The sequence below is a fragment of the Thalassotalea coralli genome, from assembly GCF_055786205.1.
On the sequence record NZ_JBVVBK010000006.1, the window covers coordinates 26,063 to 42,727 of the forward strand.

At 41.0% G+C, this 16,665-nt stretch carries 13 protein-coding genes; 8 read left to right on the forward strand and 5 right to left on the reverse strand.

Going from position 1 to position 16,665, the window contains the following annotated elements:
* Positions 1-130: 130 nt before the first annotated feature.
* The 4 genes from ACOB80_RS15080 to ACOB80_RS15095 all read left to right on the forward strand — a co-directional run bounded on the left by ACOB80_RS15080 (position 131) and on the right by ACOB80_RS15095 (position 4,976).
* On the forward strand, positions 131-1,348 hold the full coding sequence (locus tag ACOB80_RS15080) for an aspartate aminotransferase family protein (protein WP_473166682.1): 1,218 nt from the start codon (positions 131-133) through the stop codon (positions 1,346-1,348).
* A gap of 49 nt (positions 1,349-1,397) precedes the next feature.
* Entirely contained in the window at positions 1,398-2,414 is a 1,017-nt protein-coding gene (astA, locus tag ACOB80_RS15085; protein WP_473166683.1) for an arginine N-succinyltransferase, read from the forward strand.
* Between the two features lie 44 nt (positions 2,415-2,458).
* Positions 2,459-3,931, forward strand: coding sequence for a succinylglutamate-semialdehyde dehydrogenase (gene astD, locus ACOB80_RS15090; RefSeq protein WP_473166684.1), 1,473 nt, complete (start codon positions 2,459-2,461; stop codon positions 3,929-3,931).
* A gap of 244 nt (positions 3,932-4,175) precedes the next feature.
* Positions 4,176-4,976: a DUF1338 domain-containing protein gene (locus tag ACOB80_RS15095; RefSeq protein WP_473166685.1), complete on the forward strand. Its 801-nt coding sequence runs from the start codon at positions 4,176-4,178 to the stop codon at positions 4,974-4,976.
* Positions 4,977-5,065: 89 nt separating this feature from the next.
* Here the strand turns inward: ACOB80_RS15095 and ACOB80_RS15100 are convergent, their stop codons facing one another.
* Positions 5,066-5,401 (reverse strand): DUF3718 domain-containing protein, encoded by a 336-nt coding sequence (locus ACOB80_RS15100; RefSeq protein ID WP_473166686.1) that lies wholly within the window; start codon positions 5,399-5,401, stop codon positions 5,066-5,068.
* 458 nt (positions 5,402-5,859) lie between these two features.
* On the opposite strand from ACOB80_RS15100, the gene ACOB80_RS15105 reads away from it, so the two are divergent.
* A complete protein-coding gene (locus ACOB80_RS15105; protein WP_473166687.1) occupies positions 5,860-9,612 on the forward strand; it encodes a S8 family serine peptidase in 3,753 nt (1,250 codons plus the stop codon).
* A gap of 345 nt (positions 9,613-9,957) precedes the next feature.
* Here ACOB80_RS15105 and ACOB80_RS15110 read toward each other — a convergent pair whose 3' ends face one another.
* From ACOB80_RS15110 to ACOB80_RS15120, 3 genes are all read right to left on the reverse strand, one after another.
* Positions 9,958-10,722 carry a substrate-binding periplasmic protein gene (locus ACOB80_RS15110; protein WP_473166688.1) on the reverse strand — a complete coding sequence of 255 codons (765 nt, stop codon included), beginning with the start codon at positions 10,720-10,722 and terminating at the stop codon, positions 9,958-9,960.
* 354 nt (positions 10,723-11,076) lie between these two features.
* Complete coding sequence (locus ACOB80_RS15115; RefSeq protein WP_473166689.1) at positions 11,077-11,979, reverse strand: dienelactone hydrolase family protein; 903 nt, start codon at positions 11,977-11,979, stop codon at positions 11,077-11,079.
* A 117-nt stretch (positions 11,980-12,096) separates the two neighbouring features.
* Positions 12,097-13,458, reverse strand: coding sequence for an alkaline phosphatase PhoX (locus ACOB80_RS15120; RefSeq protein WP_473166690.1), 1,362 nt, complete (start codon positions 13,456-13,458; stop codon positions 12,097-12,099).
* A 263-nt stretch (positions 13,459-13,721) separates the two neighbouring features.
* On the opposite strand from ACOB80_RS15120, the gene ACOB80_RS15125 reads away from it, so the two are divergent.
* The 3 genes from ACOB80_RS15125 to ACOB80_RS15135 are packed head-to-tail and all read left to right on the forward strand — an operon-like array spanning position 13,722 to position 15,911.
* Complete coding sequence (locus ACOB80_RS15125) at positions 13,722-14,405, forward strand: ZrgA family zinc uptake protein (protein ID WP_473166691.1); 684 nt, start codon at positions 13,722-13,724, stop codon at positions 14,403-14,405.
* A 35-nt stretch (positions 14,406-14,440) separates the two neighbouring features.
* Positions 14,441-14,860: a MerC domain-containing protein gene (locus ACOB80_RS15130; RefSeq protein WP_473166692.1), complete on the forward strand. Its 420-nt coding sequence runs from the start codon at positions 14,441-14,443 to the stop codon at positions 14,858-14,860.
* Positions 14,861-14,915: 55 nt separating this feature from the next.
* The gene (locus ACOB80_RS15135) at positions 14,916-15,911 is read left to right on the forward strand and encodes a CobW family GTP-binding protein (RefSeq protein ID WP_473166693.1); all 996 of its coding nucleotides are present in this window, start codon (positions 14,916-14,918) and stop codon (positions 15,909-15,911) included.
* Here ACOB80_RS15135 and ACOB80_RS15140 read toward each other — a convergent pair.
* A complete protein-coding gene (locus tag ACOB80_RS15140) occupies positions 15,908-16,570 on the reverse strand; it encodes a DUF3299 domain-containing protein (protein ID WP_473166694.1) in 663 nt (220 codons plus the stop codon). The genes ACOB80_RS15135 and ACOB80_RS15140 overlap by 4 nt on opposite strands.
* Between the last annotated feature and the right edge of the window lie 95 nt (positions 16,571-16,665).

Sequence of the window (16,665 nt, forward strand, 5' to 3'; positions counted from 1 at the left end):
CATTTTTATCTGGCATAATGCCGTTCATAATATCAACGATTAAATAAACGTTGGCCTTGTGCGTCACGGCATAAAAATTGGCCAATCGTATTAAAGTACAACAAAGCTTCCCATACTTAAGGAGTTATAAATGAGCAATCAACAACCTGTAAGCCGCGAATTGTTTGATGAAGTAATGGTACCTAACTATTCTCCATCAGCTGTTATCCCTGTAAAAGGAGAAGGCTCACGAGTTTGGGACCAAACTGGACGCGAATTCATCGACTTCGCTGGCGGTATCGCTGTTAACTGTTTAGGCCATTGTCACCCTGCACTAGTTTCTGCATTAAAAGATCAAGGTGAAAAAATTTGGCACTTATCAAACGTAATGACTAACGAGCCTGCGCTTCGTTTAGCTAAAAAATTAGTAGATAGCACGTTTGCTGAAAAAGTATATTTCGCAAACTCAGGTGCAGAATCAAATGAAGCAGCACTGAAGCTTGCTCGTCGTTGGGCGCTAGACGTTCATGGTGAAGAAAAATCACAAATCATTGCATTCAAACAAGGCTTCCACGGTCGTACTTTCTTCACAGTAACTGTTGGTGGTCAAGCTGCATACTCTGATGGCTTCGGTCCTAAGCCAGGTGACGTTGTTCATGCTGAATACAACAACTTAGAAAGCGTAAAAGCACTTATTTCTGATAAAACTTGTGCCGTTGTTATGGAACCACTTCAAGGTGAAGGCGGTATCATCTCTCCGACAGAAGAGTTTGTTAAAGGTGTTCGTCAGTTATGTGATGAAAACAACGCGCTACTTATTTTTGATGAAGTGCAAACTGGCGTTGGCCGTTTAGGTGAGCTATACGCTTACATGGGCTTAGATGTAACACCTGATATTTTAACAACTGCAAAAGCATTAGGTGGCGGTTTCCCAATTGGTGCAATGATCACCACAACTGAAATTGCCAAGCATTTGAAAATTGGTACTCACGGCAGTACATACGGTGGTAACCCGTTAGCATGTGCTGTTGCAGAAGCAGCTTTTGACACAGTAAACACACCAGAAGTGTTAAACGGTGTTAAAGAAAAAGCTGGTATCTATAAGCAAGGTCTTGCAGCAATTAACGAAAAGTACAACGTATTTAAAGAAGTGCGTGGTGAAGGTCTATTGATCGGTGCTGTGTTAACAGAAGAATACGCTGGCCGTGCAAAAGACTTCTTAGTTGCCGCTATGGACGAAGGTGTAATGACACTTGTAGCCGGTGCTAACGTTGTTCGTTTTGCTCCTTCTTTGGTTATTCCTAATGAAGATATCCAAGAAGGTCTGGTGCGTTTTGAGCGTGCTGTAGAGAAAATTGCTAAGGCATAAAGGTTCTAAGCTCAGCTAAACAGCTGAGCTTTTCCTTTTAGACGTATTTATGATTATTATTCGCCCTATTCAAGAAAGTGACTACAACGCGCTGCATCAAATCGCGGTAGAATCTGGTCATGGCTTTACTTCATTGCCAGTCAATGAAGAACTATTGAAGAAGCGTATTGCTCATTCAGAAGTATCTTTTGCAACCGACGCAAAATCTCCAGGCAATGAAGGTTACCTATTTGTGATGGAAGATACCGAGACAGGTAAAGTGGTTGGTACTAGCGGTATTGAAGCCGCGGTTGGATTAGAAGACGCTTTCTATCATTACCATTTAGGTAAAGTCGTTCACAGCTCTAGAGAGTTAGACGTTTACAACACGGTTGAAACATTAGCGTTATGTAATGACTACACAGGTGCTAGTGAAATTTGTACCTTGTTTTTAAGTGAGAGTCATCGCAAAAATGCCAACGGTCGCTTTTTGTCACGCGTTCGCTTTTTGTTTATGGCTGAGCATCAAGAACGCTTTGCTGAAACAACTATTGCTGAAATGCGTGGTGTTTCCGATGAAAATGGTCGTTCTCCGTTTTGGGATTGGTTAGAAGAGCACTTCTTTTCAATGGACTTCCCTACGGTAGACTATCTAAGTGGTATCGGTAAAAAAGCGTTCATTGCGGAATTAATGCCTAAGTACCCAATTTATGTAAATCTACTCTCGCCTGAAGCGCAAGAAGTTATTAACAAGGTTCACGATAAAACGAAACCTGCTTTGCGTTTACTAGAAGCAGAAGGCTTTGGACGTCGCGGTTATGTAGACATCTTTGATGGTGGCCCTACCGTAGAATCGAAAACAAACGATATTCGCTCTGTTGCCCAAAGCAAGCGCTGTCAAGTCATAATCGACGACGTAGCGAGTGATGATAAATATATAGTTTGCAACACTGAAGTTGCAGCATTTAGAGCAATTCAAACTAATCTATTACACCGAGAAACAGCACAGCAAGTTGTATTAACTCAACAAGCTGCTGATGCACTAAATGTGGCTGAAGGTGACTGGGTTAGAATTATTGCTAATTAACCCTTACTAGAACAACTGATGTTGGCAGTAAAAAGGTAGAAAATATGACGCACCCTATTCAATTTATTAACGGTCAATGGCTTGAAGGCCAAGGCGATGAGTTTACATCATTAAACCCTGCTAAGAATGAAGTAATCTGGCAAGGTAACTCAGCAACAGAACAACAAGTAAGTGACGCGATTGCAGCTGCACGCAACGCTTTTGTATCTTGGTCGCAAACAGAACTAGACACACGTATTGCTTTAGTTGAGCGTTTCGCTGAAATTCTAAGTGAGAACAAAGAAGCACTAGCTAACACTATTGCAATGGAAACAGGTAAGCCACTTTGGGAAACTCGCACTGAAGCGGGTGCAATGGTTGGTAAAATTGCTATTTCAATCAAGGCTTATAAAGAAAGAACTGGCACAGTAGAAAACCCGATGCCAGGCGCAAAAGCGTTTATTCGCCACAAGCCTCACGGTGTAGTAGCTGTATTTGGTCCATACAATTTCCCAGGGCATTTACCAAATGGCCATATCGTTCCAGCATTAATTGCAGGTAACACTATTGTATTTAAGCCAAGCGAGCTAACGCCACTAACTGCACAAGTTACCCTGAAACTATGGCAAGAAGCAGGTTTACCAGAAGGCGTTATTAACCTTGTTCAAGGTGAAATTGTTACAGGTAAAGCCTTAGCTAACCACCCTCAAATCGATGGTTTATTCTTCACAGGTAGCTCGACAACAGGTAAATTACTTCACGAACAATTTGGTGGTATGCCAGGTAAAATCCTTGCACTAGAAATGGGTGGTAATAACCCAATGATCGTGAAAGGTGTTGCTGATACTGATGCAGCCGTTCACGACATTTTGCAATCTGCCTTTATCAGTGCAGGTCAACGTTGTACTTGTGCACGTCGTTTATTCATCGAACAGGGTGCAGAAGGCGACGCATTAGTAGAAAAGTTAGTTGCTTCAACTAAAGCAATCAAGATTGGTTATTTTGACGATGAAGAGCAACCGTTTATCGGTTCAATGATTTCTGAAAAAGCAGCGCTAGGTTTAGTGAAAGCGCAAGAAGAGCTATTAGCTTTAGGCGGTAAGTCATTATTAACACTTGAACATCAAAAAGCAGGTACTGGCTTTGTCAGCCCAGGTATTATTGATGTAACAGATATCGATAGCTTACCTGACGAAGAGCATTTTGGTCCGTTGTTAAAGATCTTCCGTTACACAGATTTTGACGCAGCAATCGAAGAAGGTAACAACACGTCATTTGGTTTATCTGCTGGCTTATTAGCTGATGACCCTGCTGACTACGATCACTTCTTCTCACGTGCGCGTGCAGGTATTGTTAACTGGAACAAGCCAATTACTGGCGCAAGCAGTGCTGCACCATTCGGTGGAATTGGTGATAGTGGAAACCACAGAGCAAGTGCATACTACGCAGCTGACTACTGTGCATACCCTGTAGCTTCAGTTGAAGCAGACAAAGTAGCACTTCCTGCAACTTTATCTCCGGGCTTGTCTATCAAATAGCATGCTTTTTCAATTACCTGAAAGATTAGCTGGGATCAAACCCAGCTTTTATAAGAGTATTGATCAAATCTAACCATTGCATAGCAATGGTTAGCGTCCTTTCGCTTATCTAAAAGAACGTAGCAGGCCATTGCTACCCAGAGATAATGGCAATAATCGCCTATCATCTCAATAACACCATTTTAACTTTTAGTTATATAACTATTTATTTTCTTTAGTATTAATTTGTAGTAGGAAATTTACGATGAGCGAACAAGTATCTCAATTGTTTGATAACATTTGGCAAAACTATTTAGAAGTAACTCCATCAGCGAACAGTATTCACCAGCTTTTAGGCTCTGGTAACGATGTGATCAACGATCATGTTGCCTACCGTACCTTCAACCTAGAAAAAGTAGGCATAGATAAGCTTGCTCAACATTTAGTTGCACTAGGCTATAAAGAATGTGGCGAGTACCATTTCGAAAAGAAAAAGCTGTACGCAAAGCACTTTGAGCACGCCGATGAAACACAGCCAAAAGTATTTATTAGCGAATTGTTAGTGGAAGAGTTTTCCCCAGAAGCACAGGCAATCATAACGCGTTTAGTTGATTCTTTAGATGCAGACTTAGTTAATCAACCTAATTTCTTATACTCAGGTAAAAACTGGTCATTAACTTTTGAAGAGTACCAAACTTTGCTTGCTGAAAGCGAGTATGCCGCTTGGTTAGCAGCATGGGGATACCGTGCAAATCACTTCACAGTAAGTATTAATCACTTAGAAAACTTTGACGCAATCGAAGCAGTTAATAGCCACTTAAAAGGTGCAGGCTTTGTGCTTAACAGCACGGGTGGTGAAATCAAAGGTAACGAAGAAGTGAAGCTTGAACAGTCTTCAACTATGGCTGACAAAGCTCCAGTAGTATTTAGCGATCAAGAAGCAGAAATCCCTTCTTGTTTTTACGAGTTCGCTAAACGCTATCCATTAGCAGATGGACGTTTATATTCAGGTTTCGTAGCAGCTTCTGCAGACAAAATTTTTGAAAGCACAAACGCTGCGGCTTAATAAAAGGCTATCCCTTTTTATTAGTGATGACGAGATAGCGCCCCAGCTATCTCGTCACTCAACACGCGTTGGCAGTATTACGTTGAAAACTAGTTTTTCTCAGTAATTGTATTTTTCGCGATATCAGTAATAGACACCTGACGAGTTTTCTGATCAATAAGATTAATCATGTTGTCAGAATTTTTACCATACTTTTCGACAAACGCTAGAATGTTTTTCCCATTACATTGCACTTTTTCTGCAACAAACTTTTTAGAATAACCAGACGCTTTTATTTCGTTATGCATCGCTGCTTTGTTGCCAGACGCTGCTGTCATACACAAGTTAGTTTGTACAGACTTATCTACCGCTTTTAAATCTGTTGCATTTGCGCTTGTTACTAAACCTAACACCATAGCTGATACTAATACTTTCTTAATAGACATAATGACTCTCCACAATATAAACTCTAATACTGTCAACACACCGCGTGTTGCACATATATATAGTGGCAGTTAAAGCCAAAAAAGTTGTTTAAAAAGCTGCGGAGAATGTAAACAAGCATTTCAAGGCTAGAAGCTACAGCCACTGGTTTAATTATGAACAGCAATGTTAAACGCCTGTTAAACATGTAAACTTTTCAAACTAACGACAAGTTTCGTATTACATAAATAATTACATTCCTAAACCCTCAGACATAACTTTTTCTTAAAAAATCGACAAATTTTTTGAAATTTTTACCATTTAGACAATAATTACGCTTTATTTACGTTAACGTTACATATAGTATGTCGAAAGGTGAATCTCTCGGTAATTTTACGTCAGATAAAATATGGGATTCATTTCATTACAATAGAATTTTAATCAAAAATCACAAGTCAGAGATTTCTTATAGGGAGAAAACATGAGAAGCAAGATTGCTATTGCTGTCTCTTCTGCTTTGTTAACTGCTCCGTTAGCTTTCGCAGCTGATCAGCAAGTTACCATTACAAAGCTTGAAGAAATAACACAGTCCATTCCAGTTAAAGCAAACAAAACTTCAAATCCAAATGTTGAAGCACAACCAGTATTTACACCAGAGGCAGATTTAGACAATGGTAAATACCGCTATTTTGTTCGACTCGTAGACAGCCCTGTTGCACTTTATGAGGGTGGTGCCGGCAAACTAGCACCAACAGCAAACAAGCTTGTTAACGGTAAGCTAGACGTTAACTCTAAAGACGTTATCAATTACCGTAACTATTTATCAAACAAGCAAGATCAAGTATTAAGTCGCGCAGCTAACATTTTTGATGTTGACGCAGTGAAACAACGTACTCACTTAGCGTATAACGGCTTTGTTATTGAAATGACACAAGCTCAAGCTGAGCGTTTAGCTACAGTAAGCGGCATTGCACATATCAAGCGTGAAACCAAACGTTATCTTACCACTGATTCAGGACCAGCAATCATCAAAGCACCTAGCGTGTGGGACGGTTCAGCTTCAGGTACAGCAAGTAAAGGTGCGGGTAAAATTGTTGGTATCATTGATACAGGTATCAATACTGATCATCCGTCATTCGCTGACGTAGGTGGTGACGGCTATGATCACACTAACCCTTGGGGTTCAGGTAACTATTCTGGTGACTGTGCAACTGAAGAGTGGAAGCACTTATGTAACGACAAGTTAATTGGTGTTCACAGTTACACTGCTCTTACTGATTACTACCAATATTTCGACGATACAGTTCCTGCAAATGGTGAAGATCACAACGGTCACGGCTCTCATACTGCGGGCACAACTGCTGGTAACGTATTAAATGACGTAAATTTACTAGATGTAAACGGAGAAGAGTCTGGCGTTAAGTTTAACCATGTTAGCGGTGTCGCACCGCATGCTAACATCGTTTCTTACCAAGTTTGTTTCCCTGGTGAAAACGATGCAATTGGTTTTAGTGGTTGTTGGCCTTCGTTAACGATACTTGCTGTAGAGCACGCGATTGAAAACGGTATCGACGCACTAAACTATTCAATTGGTGGTGGTTCTTCTGATCCATGGAATGATGCAGACTCTCTTGCTTTCTTAGCAGCGCGTAAAGCAGGTATTCATGTAGCAACTTCTGCTGGTAACTCTGGCCCTGGTCCAGAAACTGTAGGCTCTCCTGGTGACGCACCATGGATTACTACGGTTGCAGCTTACACTCATGATCGTGTATTTAGCGATAATGGTTTATCTGCAATGGAAGGCGGCGATACAGACGCTCCAGCAGATATTGTTGGTGCAGGTCGTACGGTTGGTTTTACCGGTGATATCGTTTATGCAGGTGATTACACCAATGCCAACGACCCTGAAGGCGACCCAGCACAATGTTTACAACCTTTCCCAGCAGAAACTTTCCCAGCAGACACAATCGTTGTTTGTGACCGCGGTGCAATTGCTCGTGTAGACAAAGGTCGTAACGTTTTAGCCGGTGGTGCAAGTGGTTTAGTTTTAGCTAACTTACAAGGCGGTGCTACAAGTGTTGTAGCTGATTCACACGTACTACCAGCAGCACATATTAGTGCTGATGATGGTGATGTGTTAAAAGCATGGTTAGCAAGTGGCGAAGGTCATAAAGCGACTATTCTTGGTAGCACTCCAGAGCAAGATGCATCTGTTGCTAAAGTTGCAGCTGGATTTACATCTCGTGGTCCTAACCGTTCAGTACCTAACGTAATCAAGCCTTCAATCGCAGCACCTGGTGTAAATATATTCGCCGCTTATGCTGACGATCAATCGGCTGGATTTAAACAATTCCCAGATCCATCTGACTGGGGCTTCCTATCTGGTACCTCTATGGCTAGCCCACATGTTGCAGGTGCGCTAACGCTTTTAGCTGATATTCACCCAACGTGGACACCAGCACAAATTGAATCTGCACTAATGTTAACTGCTGACCAAATGACCTATAAAGAAGATGGCGTTACACCTTCTGACTTCTTTGATATGGGTAACGGTTTCGCAAACGTAGAAGCAGCAGCTAAAACTGGCCTAGTAATGGGTGAAAGTTACTTTGGCTATATGCAAGCAAACCCTTCTACAGGCGGTAAGCCAGAAGAAATGAACATTGCTTCAATGGCAAATTCTGCTTGTGTTGACACGTGTATGTGGAAAAGAACGGTAACGGCGACTCAAGCTGCAGACTGGTCAGCAATGGCTACAGCGGTAGACGGTGTTATGGTAACAGTATCACCGACAAGCTTCTCTTTAGAAGCTGGTGAGTCACAAGAGCTAACTATCACTGCAGATGTAACATCAGCAGACATGGGTTGGAACATGGGTAACGTTACACTTACCAGTGGCGACTTACCTGTGGTAAACATTCCTTATGCAGTTAAAGCGGAAGGTAACAATTTACCAAGCGCTGGCTTCACTATTAATGCACCACGTAACAAAGGCTCATTGTCTGTTGACGGTTTAATTGCCAAAGGTGCAGGCGACGTTACTGCTACCGTATACGATAAGGTTCAAGTTGCTGTTGACGGGTTCGAGTTGTCTGCTCCGAATCAGGATGCGTCGGGTATCGCTGTCACTTTCGAGCAACCTCTTGCAAAACTTGAGCTTTACTTCTCTGACTCTACTAGCCTTGACTTCGATTTATACTTATACGGTCCAAATGAAGAAGTATGGTATAGCGCGTATGCTGGTAACAACGAGTACATAGGTCTTTACGGCCTTCCAGCAGGCACATACACGATGGTTGCCTACAACTGGCAAGCGTCTTCTGATGGAGAAGATACTGTAAAACTTCATTCAAACTTTATTTATCAAGTTGAAGACTCGTCTGAGACTCTGATAAAAGGTATGGCAAACGGCGATGGTGAAAGCTTCTCGGTTGACTTTGAATGGGATACGATGGAATCAGTTAGCGGTGTTGTATTGATGACAGACGACAACTCGGTATTGAACCACTACGTTCCATTGGAACTAACCAGAACAAGCTCTGATGTAACTATTGAAGCTCCTGTGAGTGAAGAGATGACAGCTGGTGAAGCTACTACAATTTCTTTCGAAATCGAGCCAAACTTCACACAAGAAGACAGAGTTTACATGTTAACTGCAACGATGGATGCAGGTCATGAAGTATCAAATGTTTCTCATAACGGTACAGCCAATGGCGATATGATCGAATGGGAAGTAACTGTTCCTGCGAACTCATCTTCAGAAATCACTGTAGTAAGTTTTGATCTAACACCAAGAGCTGCTGGTGACGACTTTACGGTAACCTTATCTAACACCTTTATGGGTGATACGGTTGAGATGGCTTACGAGTTTGACGTTGAAAACGTAGCTCCAGTTGCATCAATTGAAGGTTACAGAACGGTGAAAGACGGTCAAACCGTGAGCTTAACTGGCGTTGCTTCAGATGCAAACAATGACATGTTAACTTACCACTGGGAACAAATTACTGGCGCAGCTGTTGCTTTTGACTCAAGCGCAGAAAATATCAGTTTTGTTGCTGATGTAGTTTCAAACGACCAGCCAATGATGTTCAGATTAACTGTTACTGACACGTCAGGAGCAATGAGTTCTGCTACTCACTCTGTAACGGTCGAACGTAAGAGCGATGGTGGTTCAATGGCTTGGTTAACTCTTCTTCTAGTGCCAATGCTATTTAGACGTAAATTACAAAAGTAATCCTGTTCTTTTGTTAACGAAAAACGCCGCTAAATTGCGGCGTTTTTTATTTCTCGTTAAGATTAATTCATCTAGAGTACTTTAATCTTGGCACATTAACTTCCTTTCATGAGAAGGACTTACAGTTACAAAAAAATATTTCTTATCTTGCCAACTTGATTTACCGGCTTAACTTTCCGACTGAGTTAACCCACTATCAATAGGGCTTCCCCCTCTTTAAAGACGCTTACAAAGAAAACATTATGCGTTGACACCTATCACTTGGTGTAACTATCAAACTAAGTTACCGTACTTTAATAAACCTATTTGAGATGCTTATTTGCGACCGATAACTTACTTAGGAAACTATTTAAGCCACTTTTTAAGTATTGGTTCTATTTCATCATCGTTATACATTTCAGTAAATGCGTTACGATAAGCTTCTACGAGTTCAGGGTCGCTGCTTTTGCTAAATGCATAAGAAAGTGGATAAGGGATCACTCCTTTCGGTAAGCACGGAATAAAGTCGTCAATATTGTAGCCTAGGTATTCTGCTTGATAACGAAAAGATATTCTGCCAGCAACGGCGAAGTCTATACGCCCTTTAACAAGCATCTCAACCATTTGAGCGAAAGTATTAGTTATGACCAAGTTATCATCAATAGCAAAGCCACGATCAAACAATAAGTTGACAAAAGAGTCGTTCCTAGGGATTGCAGTATTAAGCTCTCGTAAGTCTTTCCAGCTACAGCTACCACCCACTTGGTAAGATTTGTGCGTCCATACCGTCATTGCATCGCTTACTGGCAGTTCACCAACCCAATGAAAAAAAGGTGATCTTTTTGGAGACTTTCCCATGGTGAAAATCAGAATATTTGGCTTAGATTGCGCCATATATAATGCTCTTGACCAAGGCAATTCATTTATTTCAACAGACATGCCTAGCTTTTCATTAATACGATTAATGATATCAATTGACGCACCTTCAAGCCTGTCGCCTTTAATTTGAAAAGGAGGGAAATGTTCAGTGACGATGGTAGGAATCGGAAGTTGCTTGCTAGCTTGTTCAGCGATTAGCTGACTAGAAAACAATACTGATATAAGGGAAAAACTTAAAAAACTAAACTTCATAAAGTCTCTATTAACTTATCTATTCATTTGTTAGTCGGATATTTTGCCCACCTTTTATATCCCTTAAGCCAGCGCAAATGACTTTAAAACATTAACTCGATACGTATAAAAAGACAACAAGTAGATTGTATCCCAATTGTTGCACTTTGCCCGGTAAATTTTTCAAAAATAGAGATGAGTGTTAAAAAAGAAAGTCAGGTGAAATATTAAAGATAGAAAACAACTATTTTTATCGTGGAAATTTAAACGGAACCAGTAGCCTGCTAATAGCTCCCTAACTTATACAAGAAAGAGAGTTACAAGTGACTCTCTTTCATTACTAGTTTTACCCTTCGGTCTTTGTTTCTTCCAACATTATTGTGTCGAAGCTAAGTGCTGCTCGAAAAATTCAATAACCACTTTATTAGATTTACGTCTTGCTTTAGGGTTCGATTTCATCAGTACATCGCCGCCTTCCCCAAGGTGACTGTATGGGTCTGTAACTATGATAGGTTTGGCAAATGTATTAAACGCATGATAAGCATTTTTATATACGTCAATCGAAACTAAGGCCTGTTCATCTGGCGACAAACTATCCTTCCACACCTGACAGCTATCAGGATTATCGTAATCGTCATTTTCACCTGTTTGAATTGAAATAGGTGCGCCTGTACTTGCCGTAATTGCATAAGGAGGTATCACTGAATAAACCCAGCAAACTGGATAGTAGGCAACATGAGCCGCAAATTGATAGTTTGGTGAGAACGTTGCCGCTAAATTTGTTTCACGGCTAAGCATGCTAATAACTCCTCCCCAAGAAAATCCAAGGATACCGACTTTATCACTATCTATTGAAGGCAATTCTGCTAAAAACGCTAACGCTGCATAAGCATCTGGTAAGGTTTCATGAACAGCCGCTGGTCGTTCGAAAGTGCCATCTAAAATTCCTCTTGCAGCCCATAAATCGATTTCCAAGGTTGCAAAGCCAGCATCATTTAATGTTGCCGTATGAAACCGCCCCCGAGAATCAACACCATTACTGCCGTGCGCGATAACCACAGCGGCACGTGATTGAAACGCTACCGGAATATTCAGTTTAGCGGCAATGGTATAGTCGCCCGACTGACCGCTAACAGGTATGGCTACATAGGAGGTATTAACCGAAATATTCTTTGAAGACTTAGCCTGCACAAATCCTGTACTAACAAGCATGAAAAAAATAGCTAATGCGTTTGGTATTTTTAACGAAAACCATCTTCTACTTATTCTTCTACTCATAGTGACATCCTTTTCAATATTAACGTTTTATTTACCTTTTAAATGTAGCACAACTATCAGATAAGTGAGTAATTTCTATCCTAAAATTACTCACTAACTATTGAACAGTAAATAAGTTTAACTCAACAGATGCCAAGGGCCCTCTATCGCTAGGGTTTTAGTTGGCCCATAAGCATTAACAAAAAGCACAGAGCCGTCTGGTGAAAAGCATGCGCCTGCTAACTCCGTTTGAGCATGCAGTTTAGCAATGTTATACACTTCACCTTGCGGCGTAATACCCCGTAAGTGGTTATCAACAACTTCTGTGTACTGATCTTCACAAACAATCAGATGGCCATTAGGCGCTACGGTTAAGTTGTCTCCATAGTTGTATAAGCTCTTATCATCACTCTCTACAAATAGCTGCAACCTATCTTGCTTTAGCTGTTGTGATGATTCACCTTGCGCTGATGGTTGAAGACGCATTACTTGCCCTAGCTGCTTTTTGCCACCATTTGTGCAGCAAAAGTATAACTCGTTGTCAGCCCAGTGAATGCCTTCACCGCGCGCAAATAAAGCCGCGCCTTTGTTAAATCCTTGAATTCTTAAGTCATCATTTGGGCTTTCTGGATCCTCGATATCTACCCACTCTACATCTAACCACTGACCAAGCTCCATGTTCACTTGGTCCCAATTTCGGGTATCAAACTTTGGTAACCCTTTAATAACAAGCGCTTGTAATTGGCCACCTTTAGACAACTCACCTGTTATTTTGGGGATAAAGCGATAAAGTAAACTATCACCTCTATCTTCTGTGAGGTAAACAATGCCAGTGCGTGGGTCTACACAAACCGCTTCGTGGTTAAATCTGCCCAATCCTTTTAAGGGCTTTGCTTCAACTAGCGAGGTCGCTTTTGCTGGTACTTCAAAAACATAGCCGTGATCTTTACTGATATTTCCATCAGGTCTATCCACAGACTCTTCGCACGTTAACCAAGTGCCCCATGGAGTAATTCCACCAGAACAGTTACGAATTGTACCTACTAAGCTTAAGAACTCTTTTTCTACTTTCTTAGTCGCTAGGTTGTATACTAACGTAGTGGTACCGCCAGGCAGAGCAACACCAGCGGCATTTTGATCATAACTAAGCACTGTTTTATGTTGTTGAATCGATACCGGTTGCTTGTTCAAATGACTTGGTTTTAATTCGTGATTCCTAATCAACGCAACTCGGTTGTCGTCCAGGAGAATGCACCCCATACCGTCAGCCCTATCAGGAACATGAAAGCCATCGGTCATTGTGTCGTTTAGCTTTGAAATGACTCGATATGTAAACCCATTAGGCAAATCAAGAAATTTATTTTTATCAGGTACTAGTGGGCCATAACCCTTAACTACATTAATTTTGGCTTGTGTGCCAATTTGCCCTAACGCGCTCGTCGCCAGTCCGGCGAATGCTAAACTGCCCGCACCGGCAATAAAACGTCTTCTTGTAACCATGTTCAACCCTTAATTCTTTATTCAGCTAATGAATACAAAGTTGCATTGCTGATTTTATTTTTAGTATAGCTATCACTCGTTAGGTACTTAAACCACTTTCACTAACGTTACTGCTTAGACTACGCATATAAGTTATTAAAAAATGTTACCGAGATATTAAATATCAAGTGACTAATAGCAAAGTGTTATGTTATAACATTATTAACATCTAATAGTTAATTTCAAGTTTGTTAACTTGCTTTAATTCAACATCAGTCTGTCTCATGAAAACATTCAATGTTAATAATCCTTTACGTCTAGTGTTCAACGCTAGCCTAATAATGGCGTTTACATCTGCAAACTCAGCAATTGCTGGCTCTGTACATCAACATGGAAAGGCAGACTTGCAAGTGGTTATAGAGAACAATTTAGTGCACGTGACCTTCATTGCACCTGCAGATAGTATCGTTGGTTTTGAGCATAAAGCTCTTTCTAAAGAAGAGCTAAAACGCGTCGATTATGCAGAAAAAGTCATGCGCTCATACAATAACATTGTCGGGCTTACTCAAAACCAGTGTGAAACTCGCGATGTAGCCATCGAGCTTGGTGATTTATTACCCGCTAAAACCAACAACCATGGCGCAGCTCACCATCACGGCCATGATGAAGATCATGAAAAAGATCATCATGAGCATGATGAGCAATACGAGCATACACACCAGGATGACTCTTCGCACCATGCGCACGAAAATCATCAGAGAAAAGATAGCCATGACGAGCATCAGCACTTTGAAATATCCGCCAGCTATCAATTGGTCTGCCAGGACTTATCTAAGCTAACGTCAATATCCGTTAATGCGTTTACTCAGTTTCATTCTCTAGAATCAGTCAAGGTTGTTTGGCTAAAAGACAATAAACAAGGCGCTGTTAACGTGACATCAGCGACTCATTCAATTCAACTCAAATAGCAAACTCGGTTTGCTCAACTATGTAAGGTTTTATCATGAAGTTTTCTACACTTACTGCCGACAAACTTGCTGTAAGTTTCTCCACGGTTTGTGCCATTCACTGCTTAGCAACGCCATTCCTAGTTGCATTATTGCCAAGCTTAGCTGCACTGCCTCTTGAAGCTGAATCATTCCATCTTTGGATGGTTATAGCGGTATTGCCAACTAGCGTTTACGCACTCACTTTAGGTTGTAAAAAACACAAACAAAGATCAGTGTTACGCACAGGTATTGTCGGTTTAGTTTGTTTAATTTCAGCACTCGCATTTGGCGAAAGTTTCTTAGGTGAATGGGGTGAAAAAGGCTTAACTGTTTTAGGTGCCATTATCATTGCCTATGCTCATTTTAAAAACTTTCGTTTATGCCAAGAGCAAGAAAGTTGTCCTTGCCCCAATAGTAAAAGCAGTGCTCAATGAATATGTCGAAAGACGATAGTAAACAGCAACGCGATAAGTACTAAGTTAAGGTAAAATGAACAAGACCAATCACAAAATTCTCGCCGTACCGACGAACATAGTTACCGGCTTTTTAGGTGCGGGTAAAACGACCGCTATCAAACAGTTACTAACAGAAAAGCCCGCTGACGAAAGGTGGGCGATTTTAGTTAATGAATTTGGCGAGATTGGCGTAGACGGCAGCCTGTACAACAACGATGTTTCGGCTTCTGGCAATATTTTTATTCAAGAAGTTGCTGGCGGGTGTATGTGTTGTGCCTCTGTTGTGCCGATGCAGATTGCTTTAAATACGCTGCTTAAACAGGCAAGGCCGCATCGGTTACTTATTGAACCTACTGGCTTAGGTCACCCAAAAGAAGTATTGCAAATTTTGCAAAGTGAGCATTATCGTGATGTTATCGACCTGCAAAAAACCATAACCTTAGTCGATGCTAGGCAGTTATCAGATCACCGTTACACCGATCACCAAACCTTTAATGAACAAATCGCCATTGCAGATACTGTTATTGGCAGTAAGGAAGATCTCTATGTTGCTGACGAAAAACAAAAACTCGAGCGGTATGTTACCGCTTTGAACCACAATGTAGAGCGAATCGATTATATGCAGTTTGGTCAGTTAGATATGAACTGGTTGCAAGGTAAAACTGTCCATAAACTTGCCACGAAAAACCTACCGCCAGTAGATCCAAATAAATCGGTAGTCAATGATGAGCCAATTTCAGGCACAATCAAAGCAGAAAACCAAGGGGAAGGATTTGTTAGCAAAGGATGGCGATTTAGCGCAGACCAAGTGTTTGACTACCAAAAACTGATCAACTTTTTAAACAGCCAAAATCCTATCAGAGCCAAAGGTGTTTTTATCACCACCAAAGGGTGCTTTTCCTACAACAAATCAACAGACAGCACGTGCATAACCTCACTAAATTCAGCCAAAGAGAGTCGCTTAGAAGTTATCGATAAGTATATAGACGACACTTTGGAATCGGGCCTTATAAGCACAATATCAGTTTAATAAGGCTCTAGTATTTCCATATTCATCACATAAGCTGACGTCGCAAGCTGATCTTCATATAAAGCTGTTTTCAGTGTACCTGAAACCCATACAGGGTCGTAGATTGAAGGCAATTTAAAGCCCTCTTCAGAAGTTACATAAATGATTTGATTTGGCGGTGGTGGCGGCATATGCAAACAAGCACCAAAAAAAGGTACAAGAAAAAAGCGTTTCACCAATTGATACCCTTGCCCTTCATTAACATATTCAGACTCTAACGGTACAACATAACCAGGCACTCGAATATCCTGACCATTCATTTCCTCAACAAACCGTGTCGATACTAGGGCTTGTTCATAAGCACTTTGTGGAGAATCATCTGCTGACATAGCTGACTGAATTTGGCTAGCAATTTGATCTTCGGCGGAACCATCAGCAATATCGTTTAAATAATCGGGCGGGTTTAACAAGGCTTCTAAATCATCTTCAGGTAATAACTCTAACCACTCTATCGTTCTGTATTCCTGCGTGGTAACGTTCGTTTCTTCAGCTTTCACTACCTCTATTTGATTTATCGATTCAGTCTCGTCACTAACCACAGCTTGCTCGCAACCCGTTATCACGAAAAAAGCAGCTAAAGCAGGAATAAACCAACGACTTTCATTTAACCTAAAACACATCAAAAATTACCCTTTACTCTCTACCCTTTTAAGCTTTAACGCTTTATTCAAAGTTAGCATTGCCCACAACAAGCAACTGTTATAGTATCACAAAC

Bases quoted from the DNA above. Each gene is read 5' to 3' on its own strand.
- ACOB80_RS15125 (WP_473166691.1), top strand. From the start codon at position 13,722: ATGAAAACATTCAATGTTAATAATCCTTTACGTCTAGTGTTCAACGCT.
- ACOB80_RS15095 (WP_473166685.1), top strand. From the start codon at position 4,176: ATGAGCGAACAAGTATCTCAATTGTTTGATAACATTTGGCAAAACTAT.
- ACOB80_RS15100 (WP_473166686.1), bottom strand. From the start codon at position 5,401: ATGTCTATTAAGAAAGTATTAGTATCAGCTATGGTGTTAGGTTTAGTA.
- ACOB80_RS15135 (WP_473166693.1), top strand. From the start codon at position 14,916: ATGAACAAGACCAATCACAAAATTCTCGCCGTACCGACGAACATAGTT.
- astD (WP_473166684.1), top strand. From the start codon at position 2,459: ATGACGCACCCTATTCAATTTATTAACGGTCAATGGCTTGAAGGCCAA.
- ACOB80_RS15120 (WP_473166690.1), bottom strand. From the start codon at position 13,458: ATGGTTACAAGAAGACGTTTTATTGCCGGTGCGGGCAGTTTAGCATTC.
- ACOB80_RS15110 (WP_473166688.1), bottom strand. From the start codon at position 10,722: ATGAAGTTTAGTTTTTTAAGTTTTTCCCTTATATCAGTATTGTTTTCT.
- astA (WP_473166683.1), top strand. From the start codon at position 1,398: ATGATTATTATTCGCCCTATTCAAGAAAGTGACTACAACGCGCTGCAT.
- ACOB80_RS15130 (WP_473166692.1), top strand. From the start codon at position 14,441: ATGAAGTTTTCTACACTTACTGCCGACAAACTTGCTGTAAGTTTCTCC.
- ACOB80_RS15105 (WP_473166687.1), top strand. From the start codon at position 5,860: ATGAGAAGCAAGATTGCTATTGCTGTCTCTTCTGCTTTGTTAACTGCT.
- ACOB80_RS15080 (WP_473166682.1), top strand. From the start codon at position 131: ATGAGCAATCAACAACCTGTAAGCCGCGAATTGTTTGATGAAGTAATG.
- ACOB80_RS15115 (WP_473166689.1), bottom strand. From the start codon at position 11,979: ATGAGTAGAAGAATAAGTAGAAGATGGTTTTCGTTAAAAATACCAAAC.
- ACOB80_RS15140 (WP_473166694.1), bottom strand. From the start codon at position 16,570: ATGTGTTTTAGGTTAAATGAAAGTCGTTGGTTTATTCCTGCTTTAGCT.